Annotated in this window: 15 protein-coding genes; 6 read left to right on the top strand and 9 right to left on the bottom strand. The window is 52.0% G+C overall.

The features are described 5' to 3' along the window. Positions 1-21: 21 nt before the first annotated feature. Positions 22-1,929: an NADH-quinone oxidoreductase subunit 5 family protein gene (locus tag HNV11_RS01670; RefSeq protein WP_171738012.1), complete on the bottom strand. Its 1,908-nt coding sequence runs from the start codon at positions 1,927-1,929 to the stop codon at positions 22-24. Positions 1,930-2,057: 128 nt separating this feature from the next. Between HNV11_RS01670 and HNV11_RS01665 the strand changes: the two genes are divergently transcribed. Further along, positions 2,058-3,014 (top strand): phytanoyl-CoA dioxygenase family protein, encoded by a 957-nt coding sequence (locus tag HNV11_RS01665; RefSeq protein ID WP_171738011.1) that lies wholly within the window; start codon positions 2,058-2,060, stop codon positions 3,012-3,014. A gap of 1 nt (position 3,015) precedes the next feature. On the opposite strand, the gene HNV11_RS01660 is transcribed toward HNV11_RS01665, so the two are convergent. The 8 genes from HNV11_RS01660 to HNV11_RS01625 all read right to left on the bottom strand — a co-directional run bounded on the left by HNV11_RS01660 (position 3,016) and on the right by HNV11_RS01625 (position 8,874). Continuing rightward, the gene (locus tag HNV11_RS01660) at positions 3,016-3,618 is read right to left on the bottom strand and encodes a 2OG-Fe(II) oxygenase (protein WP_171738010.1); all 603 of its coding nucleotides are present in this window, start codon (positions 3,616-3,618) and stop codon (positions 3,016-3,018) included. 58 nt (positions 3,619-3,676) lie between these two features. Beyond that, positions 3,677-3,988 (bottom strand): NADH-quinone oxidoreductase subunit NuoK, encoded by a 312-nt coding sequence (nuoK, locus tag HNV11_RS01655; protein ID WP_171738009.1) that lies wholly within the window; start codon positions 3,986-3,988, stop codon positions 3,677-3,679. A 78-nt stretch (positions 3,989-4,066) separates the two neighbouring features. Then, positions 4,067-4,933: a hydroxypyruvate isomerase family protein gene (locus HNV11_RS01650; protein ID WP_171738008.1), complete on the bottom strand. Its 867-nt coding sequence runs from the start codon at positions 4,931-4,933 to the stop codon at positions 4,067-4,069. A 57-nt stretch (positions 4,934-4,990) separates the two neighbouring features. Beyond that, positions 4,991-5,698, bottom strand: a complete 708-nt coding sequence (locus HNV11_RS01645) for a 3-keto-disaccharide hydrolase (protein WP_171738007.1) — start codon at positions 5,696-5,698, stop codon at positions 4,991-4,993. A gap of 95 nt (positions 5,699-5,793) precedes the next feature. Beyond that, positions 5,794-6,666 carry a UTP--glucose-1-phosphate uridylyltransferase GalU gene (gene galU / locus HNV11_RS01640; protein ID WP_171738006.1) on the bottom strand — a complete coding sequence of 291 codons (873 nt, stop codon included), beginning with the start codon at positions 6,664-6,666 and terminating at the stop codon, positions 5,794-5,796. Positions 6,667-6,752: 86 nt separating this feature from the next. Next, complete coding sequence (locus HNV11_RS01635; RefSeq protein ID WP_171738005.1) at positions 6,753-7,748, bottom strand: mevalonate kinase family protein; 996 nt, start codon at positions 7,746-7,748, stop codon at positions 6,753-6,755. A gap of 202 nt (positions 7,749-7,950) precedes the next feature. Beyond that, a complete protein-coding gene (locus HNV11_RS01630; RefSeq protein WP_171738004.1) occupies positions 7,951-8,421 on the bottom strand; it encodes a hypothetical protein in 471 nt (156 codons plus the stop codon). Between the two features lie 84 nt (positions 8,422-8,505). Continuing rightward, on the bottom strand, positions 8,506-8,874 hold the full coding sequence (locus tag HNV11_RS01625; protein ID WP_171738003.1) for an XRE family transcriptional regulator: 369 nt from the start codon (positions 8,872-8,874) through the stop codon (positions 8,506-8,508). A 241-nt stretch (positions 8,875-9,115) separates the two neighbouring features. Between HNV11_RS01625 and HNV11_RS01620 the strand changes: the two genes are divergently transcribed. The 5 genes from HNV11_RS01620 to HNV11_RS01600 all read left to right on the top strand — a co-directional run bounded on the left by HNV11_RS01620 (position 9,116) and on the right by HNV11_RS01600 (position 13,245). After that, positions 9,116-9,760 (top strand): hypothetical protein, encoded by a 645-nt coding sequence (locus tag HNV11_RS01620; RefSeq protein ID WP_171738002.1) that lies wholly within the window; start codon positions 9,116-9,118, stop codon positions 9,758-9,760. 61 nt (positions 9,761-9,821) lie between these two features. Beyond that, a complete protein-coding gene (locus tag HNV11_RS01615) occupies positions 9,822-10,619 on the top strand; it encodes a PD-(D/E)XK nuclease-like domain-containing protein (RefSeq protein WP_171738001.1) in 798 nt (265 codons plus the stop codon). Between the two features lie 74 nt (positions 10,620-10,693). After that, positions 10,694-11,041 carry a hypothetical protein gene (locus HNV11_RS01610; RefSeq protein ID WP_171738000.1) on the top strand — a complete coding sequence of 116 codons (348 nt, stop codon included), beginning with the start codon at positions 10,694-10,696 and terminating at the stop codon, positions 11,039-11,041. 128 nt (positions 11,042-11,169) lie between these two features. After that, positions 11,170-11,940 (top strand): pentapeptide repeat-containing protein, encoded by a 771-nt coding sequence (locus HNV11_RS01605; protein ID WP_171737999.1) that lies wholly within the window; start codon positions 11,170-11,172, stop codon positions 11,938-11,940. Between the two features lie 96 nt (positions 11,941-12,036). Then, positions 12,037-13,245, top strand: a complete 1,209-nt coding sequence (locus HNV11_RS01600) for a DUF748 domain-containing protein (protein WP_171737998.1) — start codon at positions 12,037-12,039, stop codon at positions 13,243-13,245. The last annotated feature ends 2 nt before the right edge of the window (positions 13,246-13,247 follow it).

Raw genomic sequence — 13,247 nt, 5'->3', positions numbered from 1 at the left:
AGCTTCCTGCTGCCGGTTCTGTTATAGCAACCACCAAAGCACCAGCAGCAACCCGACTACGGCCACCGTGATGTACGACTGTACGCGACCATTCTGCACCGAGCGCGTTAATTGGCCTAGCCGACCCGCCAGCCAGGCCACGCCATTGATCAATCCGTCTACACCGTAGCGATCCAGCCCATTAGCAATATGAGCCAGCACCACTGTCCACATTCCCGCTCCATTCACCACACCATCAACAGCGCGCTGATCGGTACGGTTAAAAATAGAGGCCAGTTTAAGGCATGGGTTGATGAGGACGTGTTTATAAATCGTATCCAGAAAGCCGTATTCAACCGACAAGCGTACGTAACTGCGATTATAGTGCGGCTCGTTCATTCGGAAGCCCAGCCAGCCACCAGCCAGTACCAACAGGATCGAAGCCGGAGCTAACCATACGATTGATGATTCTTCACCTGTTGGGAACACCTGGAAAAACCAGCTTCCGTGCGCTGAAGCTGGATTCACTGAAAACCAGAAAAACCCCGACAGGCCAGCCAGCACGATCACCGGCCCGCGCATAAGCCAGTCGGGCTCATGAGCCTGGGTGGGCGGAACGGCTTCGTTCCGGTAGGTTCCGAAAAAAATTAATCGCCATTGGCGGGCCATGTACAGTGCCGTCAGCCCTGACGAAAGTAAGAGTGTTACCGGCACAAAATAAGCCAGACCACCCTGCTGCGTATCGGCCCAGGTAAAGGCTCCGCCCAGAATAGCCTCTTTTGACAAAAAGCCAGAGAATAGCGGCAGCCCTGACAGCGCTGCTGCGCAGATCGTGTAAGCAACAAAGGTTGTCGGCAACGACCGGCGCAGCGCCCCCATCTGACGCATATCCTGCGTTTGGACCGCGTGAATTACCGCTCCCGCACTTAAAAATAACCCCGCTTTGAAAAAGGCATGGGTTAAGAGATGAAACATGGCACCACTGACGTTAGCCGTACCCATGCCGGCCACCATAAGGCCTAGCTGCGATACGGTCGAGAATGCCAGCACCTTCTTGATATCGGTCTGGAAAAGGGCCGAATAACCGCCCCATAACGTCGTGATAGTGCCTACAAGCGCAATGACCACCAGCGCATCGGATGAAAGCAGCGGATGGATACGTGCCAGCAGAAAAATCCCGGCCGCCACCATCGTGGCCGCGTGGAGCAAAGCCGACACGGGTGTTGGTCCTTCCATGGCATCAGGAAGCCAGCTCAGGAGTGGAAACTGCGCTGACTTACCAACGCAGCCCATAAACAGACATAAACCAACTGCCGTTGAAGGCATCAGATAAACGCCGTCGGCGGTCAGTGCAGCCAGTTCAAGGGTGTCATAATGGTAGTAGGTCAGGAAAATGCCGATCAGAAACCCAATGTCCCCAACCCGGTTCATCAGAAACGCTTTTCTGGCGGCCTGACTCGCGGCCGGACGCTCCGTGTAAAAACCAATGAGCAGGTAAGACGCCAGCCCCACCAGTTCCCAGAACGCATACATCACCAGGAGGTTTCCGGCGAGCACAATCCCGAGCATAGCCCCGACAAACAACTGTAAATACGCAAAATACCGCGAGAACTTTGGCTCATCGTGCAGATATGAAAGCGAGTAAATCTGCACTAGCAGGGCCACAAAATGAACCACAGCCAGCATGAGCGCCGTTAAAGTGTCCAGCCGAAAACTAATCCCAAACGACACGCCCGACACCGTGGCCCAATCGGCCCGAAACGTCATTGGCTGCGCAGGCAGATAAATAACCAGCAGTACTGAAAGCACCAGTCCGGCAGCGGTTAGCAGGACGGCCAGCGGCCCCGCCATACGCCGATTCAGGCCAGCCACCACCAGGAACCCCGCAAACGGCAGGCTTAAGAGGGCAACGGTCAGAGCAAGGAGCAGCGGGGAAACGTCGTCGGGCATTCGGTTAACGATGAATTGGGCGCAAATATCCCGATTCTAACGTGGGGAAACAAACCGGCAACTATGCAACAAATGTGCTGGTTTGTTATAGATTTGCTAAGACCTTTCCTGAACCATAACCATCTTTTATGACAACGGCCACAACCATCAATCTACCCTGGGTAGAATCCCCGTTTTTCAACCAGGAACTACAAAAAGCGAATCTCGATCCACAACTGGCCGAGCAGGTGCGCCAGTACGCAGAAGAAGGCTTTCTAATTTTCGACCCTGAAATTGATGAGACCATCCTCGACGCGGCTTTAGCGGGCGTTCAGCCGCTTTACGGCAATGACTTACGAAAGCAGGACGCCTGGCAGACGGTTCCGGCCGTACGGCAGATTGCCACCGCGCCCAAAATTATGGAAATGCTTCGGCTGCTTTACCGCCGGGAGCCAATTCCCTTCCAGACGCTGAATTTTCCGGTTGGCACCCAGCAACGTACCCATTCGGATTCCATTCATTTCAACTCCATTCCGCAGCGGTTCATGTGTGGCGTGTGGGTTGCGCTTGAAGACGTACGGGCTGATAACGGCCCGCTTCACTACTACCCCGGTAGTCATAAACTGCCGTTTTACGACCTGATCGACATGGGCCTGAAAGGCTCCGAGGCCCAAACGGTTGAAGAAATTTATGGCGGTACGTATAAACAGTATGAAGAACGGCTGGCCGAAATCATTCAGGCCCACGGACTGAAGAAAGCTACTCTGAATATGCCCAAGGGAAAAGCTATTATCTGGTCGGCCAACCTGCTGCACGGGGGCGAAAAAATCCTGACGCCCGGCTCAACACGGCACAGCCAGGTAACGCACTATTTCTTCGAAAACTGCGTGTATTACACTCCGTTACGTTCCGACGCTACAATTGACAAACTGTACGTCCGTAAGATTACGAACATTGCCACTGGTCATCCCGTCGACAATAAGTATTTTGATCAGGCCCTGGCTTACGACAGTGAAGGGTATCCGAAACGCTACACTCTTCCCTTATCAGTACGGCGACTGGGGCGATTTGTACCGAAGTTTCTGATTAAAATGCTCAAGCGATAAGCTAACCGGTTTTTAGCCAGCCTGTCAGACTCAACCGTTCACGGGTGGCGGGGCGAACCTCATGTTCGAGCCGGCCGCTTTCGAAGCAGACCAGCCGGCCACCTACGGGTAAAACCACCTCTTCCCGCTCAGAACTGCCGTCGGGTAAAAAAAGGGCTAACTGCCCACCGTCGGCTTCCTGCCAGTCGGTGTTGAGGTAACAAATAACCGAAAGTTTCCGGCGTGAATCGCTCCGAAACTGATCGAGGTGACGTTTATAGAACGTGCCGGCGGGGTAAAGAGCGTAGTGGAATTCGTAATCACGCAGCCCCAGATAGCACGTCCGGTTCACATAGTCAACAAACTCGCCAATGCGGTTCAGAAAGGCCAGTTCTTCTGGCGTTGCGGTCGCTTCATCGAGCCACAGAATCTCGTCACCCCGAATGGCATGCTCAACCGTTACGTGCTGGTTCCCTATGCCGGCAGCCCGGAACTGACCAGCCGCCCTACGTTCGTGTAACCGCGCAGCGAGGGCCGCTACCTCAGACGAAGTTAGAAAGTAATCGACGATGCCGTAGCCGTCATTTACGATACCATCAATGATTGGTTCAAACTGAGGATTCATGTAATCAGAGGATGTTGACTGAAGAATTTCAGGTGCCGAATCTGCTCCACGGTACAGCCTATTGTTTCAATTCATTCAGGTCATCTAACTGCGCCGTGCGGAAATGCCGATATACCTGCAGCACAATGGCCAGCGCGACCGCCGACTCAGCAGCCGCAACAACCATCACAAACAGGCTCAGCATTTGTCCCTGTAGGCGGTCAGGGTCGTACTGGCTAAAAGCCACTAAGTTGATATTGACTGCATTAAGCATCAGTTCGATACCCATCAGCACCATAATGGCGTGGCGTTTTAGCAGCACCACCGCCAGCCCAATGCTGAACAGGGCCGCCCCGACAATGAGGAAAAGTTGGCTGTTAACTGGTTCCATAGAATGCGCTAAATAATAAGGCGGTTCGAGTAGTAAGAACCCGAACCGCCATACCGTTTGGCAAATCAGAACACAAATCTACACATCGCAGATCAAAACCGCTTCTTTCAGGCTCGTCAGTGGGTCGCGTTTAGGGATAAACTCCTGCGCTACGTATCCTTTGAAACCCGTAGCAACAATGGCTTTCATAATGGCCGGGTAATAAAGCTCCTGGGTTTCGTCAATCTCATTGCGACCGGGGTTGCCGCCCGTATGGTAGTGACCAATGTATTTGCTGTTCTCCTGAATCGTGCGAATAATGTCACCTTCCATAATCTGCATATGGTAGATGTCATACAGCAGTTTAAAATTCTCGGAGCCAACTCGTTTGCACAGGTCCACACCCCAGGCGGTATGATCGCACATATAATCTTTGTGGTTCACCTTGCTGTTGAGGAGTTCCATAATCATGGTGATGCCATGCTTTTCGGCGCTTGGCATCAGGCGTTTCAGGCCCTTAGCGCAGTTTTCAAGGCCCTGCTCATCGCTCATGCCCCGACGATTGCCCGAAAAGCAAATCACCGTGTTCAGGCCTGCTTCCTTCAATTTCGGAAAGATCGCTTCGTAACTGGCAACCAGTTCATCGTGAAACTTGGGGTCATTGAAGCCATCGGCAATTCCTTTCCCAGCCCCCTGCGGCAGGGCTGAAGTCAGGCCGTACTTCTTCAGGACAGGCCACTCTTCAGGACCAGTCAGGTCAATGGATTTGATACCCATTGCGCTGGCGGCTTTGCACAGATCGTCCAGCGGAATCTTGCTGTAACACCACCGGCATACCGAATGGTTAATACGTCCCTTCAGGGCCAGAGGTTCGGCAGTCATAGAGCCAGCGAAGGAATTAGACAGAGTAGGCAACGTCAGTGCGGTACCAGTCAGGGTTTTCAGGGCCGTTCGGCGGGAAGTCATAGGATAACGAGTTTAGACTTGCAGCGGCAGCCGGGTTAGTGTAACCCGGCTACTTCTTTACAATTCGCGAATCCGGATATTCCGGAACCAGACTTTATCGCCATGATCCTGCAGGGCGATATGTCCGGTATTAAATTTATTAAAGGCCTCCCACCCCTTAAATTTACTCTCTGCCACCATCGCATCCCACTCAGGACCACTGGTAGCGTATTCGGCAACTTTTTTCCCGTTCAGGTAGTGCTCGGCTTTACCGTTTTGAACGATCAGACGAGCTTTGTTCCACTCACCGGCTGGTTTGGCAGTTCCAAGATTAATGGGCTTTTGTAAATCATAAAGCGCACCGGCCGTGCGGTTATTATCGCGGCCCTGTTTGGCGTCAGGGTGGCGTTCATTATCCAGAACCTGCATTTCAGGACCGGTCTGGTACGTAGCCTTAAATTTGGGGTCTTCATGAACGTGGTATATAATCCCACTGTTACCGCCCTCGGCAATCTTCCATTCCAGTTCCAGCTCAAAATCACCGTATTCTTTATCGGTGACGAGATCGCCGGCCCTTCCCTGAGCCAGATGGATAGCGCCGTCGTCAACGGTCCACTTCTCAGAAACCGGCTCGCCGGCTTTCAGATAGGTATGCCAACCTGCCAGCGACTTACCATTGAACAGGGTTTCCCATCTACCTTTTTTAGGCTTCACAGGATTTGCGTTTACATGGAGCGTCAGCGCCAGAGCCAGCAGACCGACAGCTGATAATCGAAAGTAGTTCATGATTGAGAGATTTTAGGATTATGTCCTGACAATAGTAACGAAAGAATTGAGTTGCCTATTAAGTAGCTTAAGCCTGGCTGCCTGGGCCGCTTTTCTTAAACCGTCAGCCCCTGCACGGTTTCGACCAGAAACGCCCGAAACTTTTCGGCAAATTCGGGTCGCTTAAGAGCGAATTCGACGGTTGTTTTCAGAAAATCGAGTTTGTTGCCAATATCGTGTCGTTTGCCTTCAATACGGTGCGCGTATAGGTTTTCCCGTTTGAGCAGCAGCAGCATCGCGTCGGTTAGCTGAATTTCGTTGTTCTTACCCATGGGGGTCTGCTCCAGCATGGCAAAGATTTCGGGCGTCAGAATATACCGTCCGGCAATGGCCAGATTCGACGGCGCTTCGCTCAGTGCCGGCTTTTCGACCAGCGTATCCAATTCCAGAATCCGGTCGCCCAGCGGCTTGCCACCAACAATTCCGTAGCGGTTCACCTTGTCGTGAGGGACTTCTTCAACGGCAATCACCGAGCACCCATACTGCTCATACGTATCGATCAACTGCTGCGTGACTGGAATTACGGAGTCCATGATCGTATCGCCCAGCAGAACCGCAAATGGCTCATTGCCAACGTGGTGACGGGCGTATCGAATAGCATCGCCAAGGCCGTTCAGTTCGCGCTGGCGAACGTAATGCAGGTTGGCCATCTCCGAGAGCCGGCGCATCTCGTCGAGCAATAGTTGGTCTTCTTTTTCTTCGAGCCGAGTTTCAAGTTCAAAGTTACGGTCGAAATGGTCTTCGATGGCCCGCTTGCCTTTGCCGGTAATAATCAGAATGTCTTCGATACCCGAATCAACGGCCTCCTGCACAACGTACTGAATTGTTGGGCGATCGATGATGGGCAGCATCTCTTTCGGCTGAGCTTTTGTGGCGGGCAAAAACCGGGTTCCCAGTCCGGCAGCAGGAATAATGGCTTTTTTTATCATTTTCTTGATGAGCGCGTGCGTGAATACGTGATTGAGCGAAAACAGCTAGCGCCTATTTGATTCGCTCAATCATTCACGCACTTCGATTAGAGAACATAAGGCTTAATAACCCGGGCATTTACTTTCCGAAGTTCTACAAAGAGTCGGTTCAGCATGGCATCATCACGATAAAGTCCGATAATCGAGCCGCCCGAGCCCGTAAAGGAGGCCGAAGCCCCACAGGCCCGCGCCGTTTCAATCAGGCTTCGGTTCCGGTCGCTGATGTTATAGATGCGGGCGCGCAGGTCGAAGTTGCGGTTAACCAGTTCGTTCAGGGCGTCGGTATCCTGCCGCAGCAGGGCCTCGTGGCCTTCACGGGCTACGTCGGCAATCGCACTCATGGTATCGACCACGATCTCCTCGCCTTTCAGCCAGCGCGACCGGACGTCGTTATGCACCCGCCCTGATTGTTTACCCAAATCCGTATTGTAGGCGATATATAGTTTAGGCAGCAAACGCGGGTCGAGTGGTTTGTATTGACCATAGCCCTGTTGTTCCATGGTGGCCCGGTCGAAATCCATGTACACACAGCCTTCGTAGCACTGAATAACCCGATCCTGCAGACCAGCCGTTATCCCCAGTTCCTCAGCTTCAGTAGCCAGGACCAGATTAGGCAGGATAGGCTGCGGAATCTCCACGTCGTAAAACTGCATCAGGGCGCGGAATGTAGCGACGATAATCGCGCTGGAACCCGACAAGCCTACCTGCCGGGGTATAGACGTGCTGTAGCGGATGGAGAAATTCTGATTAGGCAGCCGGATATGCTGGGCTTCGCAATACTCCGCAAATTTCTTGATAGCCGCTTTAAGCAGGGGCACGCCCCCGTGGTAACCGAGCGTACTCACCGCGTCGCGCAGGTGATGCAGACTCCGGAACACGTTCGTATCCTGCGGCTGGGGTTCAACATGCAGTTCGGGCGAGGGATAGAGCGTAACGGAAGCGCCGAAGTTACGGACGCTGATGGCAATGGTTTTCCCAAAAAAGCCGTCGGACGGGTTTCCGAGCAGACCTGCCCGGGCATAAGCACGAGTTTCGATTAGCAAAGCTCAACTTGGTAATGAGTGGCGTAAACTAACGGGCGGTTTAAAAACACACCAATTATTTACCAGCAATCCTGCTTCTGGCGCATTCTGCTGGAGCAAGTTTACAAAACAAAGTTGGACCGGCGGCTTACCCTACTGAATAAAAAAAGCGACCGGGCTATTTTCCCGATCGCTTTTTAGAGCAGTTCCACACGTAAAGGGGTTACTGAGCCTTGTTTTTATCTTTGCCGTCATAGCCTTTGTTATGCGGATCGTAGCCTTCATTTGGATTGTCGCCTTCTTCCAGATATGTAGCGTCGCCCCGATGAAACAACGCATCATCAGAAGGGTTATCGGCAATCTGTTCCAGTTTCCGGCCGGCTTCCTCACTCATCATATGGCCTTTTGGAACATCCGGATCCGGTATAGCTTCGGGCTCAACGTCCCATTCCTGAGTACCGCCATAGCTCTCGCCAGCTGGTAGGTCCGGATCGCCTACATTAACGTTTTCTTCGCGAACCTGCGCCATTTCCTGCGAGGTGTCGCCCCGATCAATCGTCTGCACGGCACCATACTGTGCATTCCCTACGCCTTCTGACACGCGACCGTAGTCGGAGTCGCCATGCTGGTTAGGATCATGCGAGTAGAATTCAGGATCAACTTTATCGGGGTCGAATGGTGATGTCGTTGCCATAACGTTAACTGGTTTTTCGGACTATAACACCGAATTAGGCCCGGTTGTTTAACCCAAAAATCACACTGGCAGGAACAGACGCAGCTACCGATTGGCTTTCAGGGCGGCTAGTTCGGCCAGGAGCTGATCGTTGGTCTGCTGTAACAGGGCCATCCGTTCGTTCAACTGAAACAGCAGAAATTCCATATTGCGCAGACGTTCTTCGGTCGTAATGGCGGCAGAGGGCGAACTGAGCTGCTTGAACATCAGTCCTTCGCCCCGCAGCAACCAATCGGCGTTAATCTGCGGATAGGCCGTCAGTATCTTTTCGAGCGTGTCGTAACGGGGTTTCAGACGACCGTGGAGGATGTGATACACCTTTTCGCCCCGATGTTCGCCCAATTGCCGGGCAAATTCAAGGACACTTACGTTCAAGGCGTCAATTAACTGCTGAAGGCGGATTTCTATAGTCATAAAGCCAGGAGCAAAGAGCTTAGGGCAAAGACTCAGGATTACTGGACACAGGAAATGACAACTCGGCTTACCCTACCCCATTTTTACACAAAACTGAGTAAAAATAATCGGGAATAATGAGAAAACGGGTTTGGTTTTTACGCGAAACTGTGTAATTTTAAACCAGTAAACACGACCCTTTAAAAAGGCAAAAGGGACCGCAAAACGGGTCCCCTGCTTGAACAGTAAACAACAAATACTAATGAACACACAAAACAAAAGCCAACTTTCCACAATTCAAAGCGACAGCGCTCTGAAACCGTATCAAAAAGTTCACGAACTGACGGGTGAGGTGGTAAATAAGTATAAGTATCTGGAGGGGCACCCTCGCCAGTACCGGTTCGATGCCAAGGAAGGTGTGTTCAACATCAACGGCACGGAAAAACTCGGCCGCACGCTGACATTCCAGCCCATTGCCTGGCGGATTTTCACGGACAATATCCTGAACATGGGCACCAAAAACTGGGCGGAGATTTTTTTTATTGATGAAAAAAACTGCGTCTCTGCCGTGCTTTTCCACGGTTATTCGGTCGACAATATTTTCCGGCTGATCGAGCCGCTTTACTACGATGACCTAACGCTGGCCGACGTTGTGATTACGGCCATTGCTGAGAAGAAAGAGAACACGAAGATTCAGCCGAAGGGGGTTTATTACATTGCTAATTTTTCGTACAAAATGGCCGATGTTGAGCAAACCAAGGAGTTGAAGCAGTTTGCCCAGGACGTAAAAGTCTTCCGGCAGGAAACGCTCACCGACATTGCCAACATCAAAACGGCCATGAATTATTACAACCCATTTGCTCTCGCAACCGACGAACCCGAGTTGCTGACAACGGGCCAGATGTAAACCAGACGACGGAGACGAAACTCTCGGAGTTTCGTCTCCGTCGTCTCCACACTTCCTTCTTATGATTTCGCAACGAATAATTTCCTCTCCTCAGCCGCTCATTGACCCTAGCGAGGATTACCGCGCCTTACCGCGCGTGTCAAACTCGGATCTGACACGGTTGAAAGAGGAGCATCTGGGCTATTGGTCGGTGCCGTCGGCGCGGTTCATTCCCGAAAAAGCAAAGGTTTTTGGGCGGGCGTTTCACCAGCACCTGCTTGAGCCCGAAACCATCGGAACCGTCCTCGAACAGCTGCTGCCCGATATGACGCCCGACGCTAACGTACTAGCTCCGAAACAAACTGAGCAGCTTAATACGCTGATGCGGACTATCCGGCAGGATGCTTTCTGTCGGCGGTATCTGCGTCTGTCGGAACGTGAGCGGGTTGTGCTCTTCACCGACCCTACGACGGGCATAGCCTGTAAAGCCCGTCTGGATATGGTCTACACCAGCCCCAAACGCCGGAATGCGCTAATTATAGACGTAAAGACGACCTCGGCCCGCACCCAGGCGCAGTTTCTGGAGTCGTGCTATACTTACGATTATGACCGGCAGGCTGCTTTTTACCTCGACAGCCTTCGCTACGCCGATACGCCGGGCGGTAGGCCTGGCGAGTGGGCCACAACGCGGCAGTTTCGGTTTGTCTTTGTCGGCGTTATGAAACAACGCCCTCATCGGCTATTTGCCGTTGACGCTACGTCGATTCCGAATTTCATTGAGTACGGTCGTAAAAAGTACCGCTTCTGGCTGCGCAAATGGCGCGAAGAACAGCAGGATGTTGCTCCTCTGGCAACATCGGCTTGGAGCCTGAGCGCCTGATTTAGTTTGAGGTTCGCTATTTGTTCCCCTCGAGAACGGCAGACCTGAGAACTTTCATCATTAAACCAACGATTATGAACGCTTCCATCATCAGCCTTACGCCCAGCGAGCTTCATTTTGACTGGGGTACTGACGGATTAGTATTATGGATTGAAGAGTTAGACGGTGCCGACAGCCTGGTAGGACAGATGAACGAGGTGCTGGAACGGATTGCGTTCGCCATAGAGCTGCAAACGGGCTGGGACCACCGTACCGACGGCGCTACGCTCCATCCGCTGTATGGCTACCGACTGCTGCTCCGCGACGCGTCGGGGCGCTGGAACGCGCTACGCCTGAACGAAACCGGCCAGTTTATAGAGTTGATCCCGCTCGAAGAGATGGACTACGAAGTGGCATACGATAAGGTAATGTGGCTGGACTAATCCATAAGCACAGTCATGACAACGCCAAAAACGCCGGGCCTGGAATTAGGTCTGGCGTTTTTATTTACCCAGACGCAATCTCCAACGGTCAGTTTGCATCTTTCCCTAAACACAGCCCAGGATTCTTTATGAAAAAGATGCTTACGTCTCTCCTGCTTTTCCTGACCGCTCTGGCGCCAACGCTGGCACAGCAAACGGTTGACGCCCGGGAAATCATTGCAAAAATTAACCGAAAGGAACCCGTTACGTATCAGAACGTAACGATTACGGGCGATCTTGACCTGACCAATCTGGCCAATCGCCGGGAAAGACGTGAAGGCAACTGGCGGGGTGAGTCGGAGGAATACCTGAGCACTGTCGAAGCCCCACTGACTTTCCGGAATTGTCAATTCCAGGGTAAGGTTCTGGCCTATCGGACGGAAGAAAACCGGCCCATGAAAGCCAGCAGCAAAGTGTATAATGCTGATTTTCGGGAAGCGGTAACGATTGAAAACTGCCAGTTTGCTGATGACGCGGCTTTTAAATATTCGACTTTTAGCCAGCGCGCCCTCTTTACCGGGAATACGTTTCGCGACGACGCTCTCTTCAAATACGCAAAATTCCGCAACGCGGCCGACTTCAGCGGCTCGACCTTCCAGGGCTATGCCGATTTTAAGTACACCAAATTCGATGAGGAATCAGCCTTCCAGAAAGTAGCCTTTGAGCGTACGGCCGATTTCAAATACACGAAGTTCGATGAAGGGACTGATTTTCGGCAGGCCCGCTTTTCGGGTAATGCGGATTTCAAATACACGCACTTCCCCCAAGGCACGAATTTCGATGAAGTTCGCTTTAACGGCTCTACCGATTTTAAGTACACAACCCTCGATGGCCGCAGGTTTGCGCCCAATGGCCGGTAGCTTTCTAAACGGGTTTATATGAGCTTATAGCGTGCGATTCAAAACCATAGGGGCCTGTCTGTGAGTTTATAGAGCGTCAACCATTTTTTAATTATTTTGAAACGCACGGCCAAGATCCTAATTGCACTCGTTGTTTTGCTGGTTATTGCCCGGCTTTTACTGCCCTATTTTGTTTTGCGGTACGTCAACAAGACGCTGGCCGACATGGGCGGCTATACGGGTCATGTTGAAGATATTGATATTGCCCTGCTCCGGGGAGCCTACCAGATTGATGACTTGCGCATCCGTAAGGTGAATGGGAAAATCAAGGAGCCATTTCTTTATATTCCCAAAACAGACCTGTCTGTCGAGTGGAAATCCTTATTCAAGGGCCGATTGGTATCCGAAGTAGAAACGTACCAGCCCGAAATCAACTTTGCCTTTAGCGAGGACGAAGCATCCAGCCAGACCGGGGCCGAAGTTGACTGGACTACTTACCTGAAAAAGCTGCTGCCCATCAGCATTAACCGCTTTGCCGTTTATGAGGGCAGGGTTGACCTCACCAGCTTAATTACGCAGCCCCGGGCCGATTTGTCAATCCAGAGTTTCCAGGCCGAAATCCGGAATATTGGCAACGTAGACGACAAGAACAACAAGCTTCCCTCGCCAGTAATCGCGTCGGGCGACGTGCCAGGCTACGGCGGTACGATGAACTTCTCGGCCAACATGAACCTGCTGAAGGTAACGCCGGATTTTGACTACAATCTCCGATTTAGCAATCTGCAGTTAACAAAGCTAAACGAACTGGCCCGCGAATACGGCAACATTGATTTTGAGAGCGGCACGGTCAGCGTTTATAGCGAAATGGCCATGCTGAACGGCAAGTTCAATGGGTACATTAAGCCGTTGACGAAGGGTATGAAAATCTTTAAGCTCAACGAGCACGAGAACCGCTCGGTAGGCAAGTTTTTTACCGAGCTTGTTGCTCAGGCCGGAACGGCTATCCTCAAAAACCAGAAGAAAGACCAGGTAGCCACCCGCATTCCCATCTACGGTACGGTCGAGGAGGTTAAAACCGCCGTCTGGCCAACAATCTTTGGCGTTTTACGGAATGCGTACATTGAAGCGTTCCGGGGTGAGTTCGACAATAATATCACCTTGCAGGACGCGCTGAAAAACTTCAAGGACGATTATAAGGCTAAACGCGCTGGGCGTAAAGCCGAACGTAAAGAGAAGCGCGAAGAACGCCGGGAGGAGCGGCAGAAACGGCGCGAGGAACGTAAAGAAGCCCGTCAGGAACGACGCGAAGAACGTAAGAAAGCATAAAA

Origin of the sequence: Spirosoma taeanense, assembly GCF_013127955.1 — a bacterium.
In the GTDB taxonomy this organism is placed as follows: domain Bacteria; phylum Bacteroidota; class Bacteroidia; order Cytophagales; family Spirosomataceae; genus Spirosoma; species Spirosoma taeanense.
Note: the sequence above shows the minus strand (reverse complement) of the source record. Positions and strands in the feature narration are given on the sequence as shown.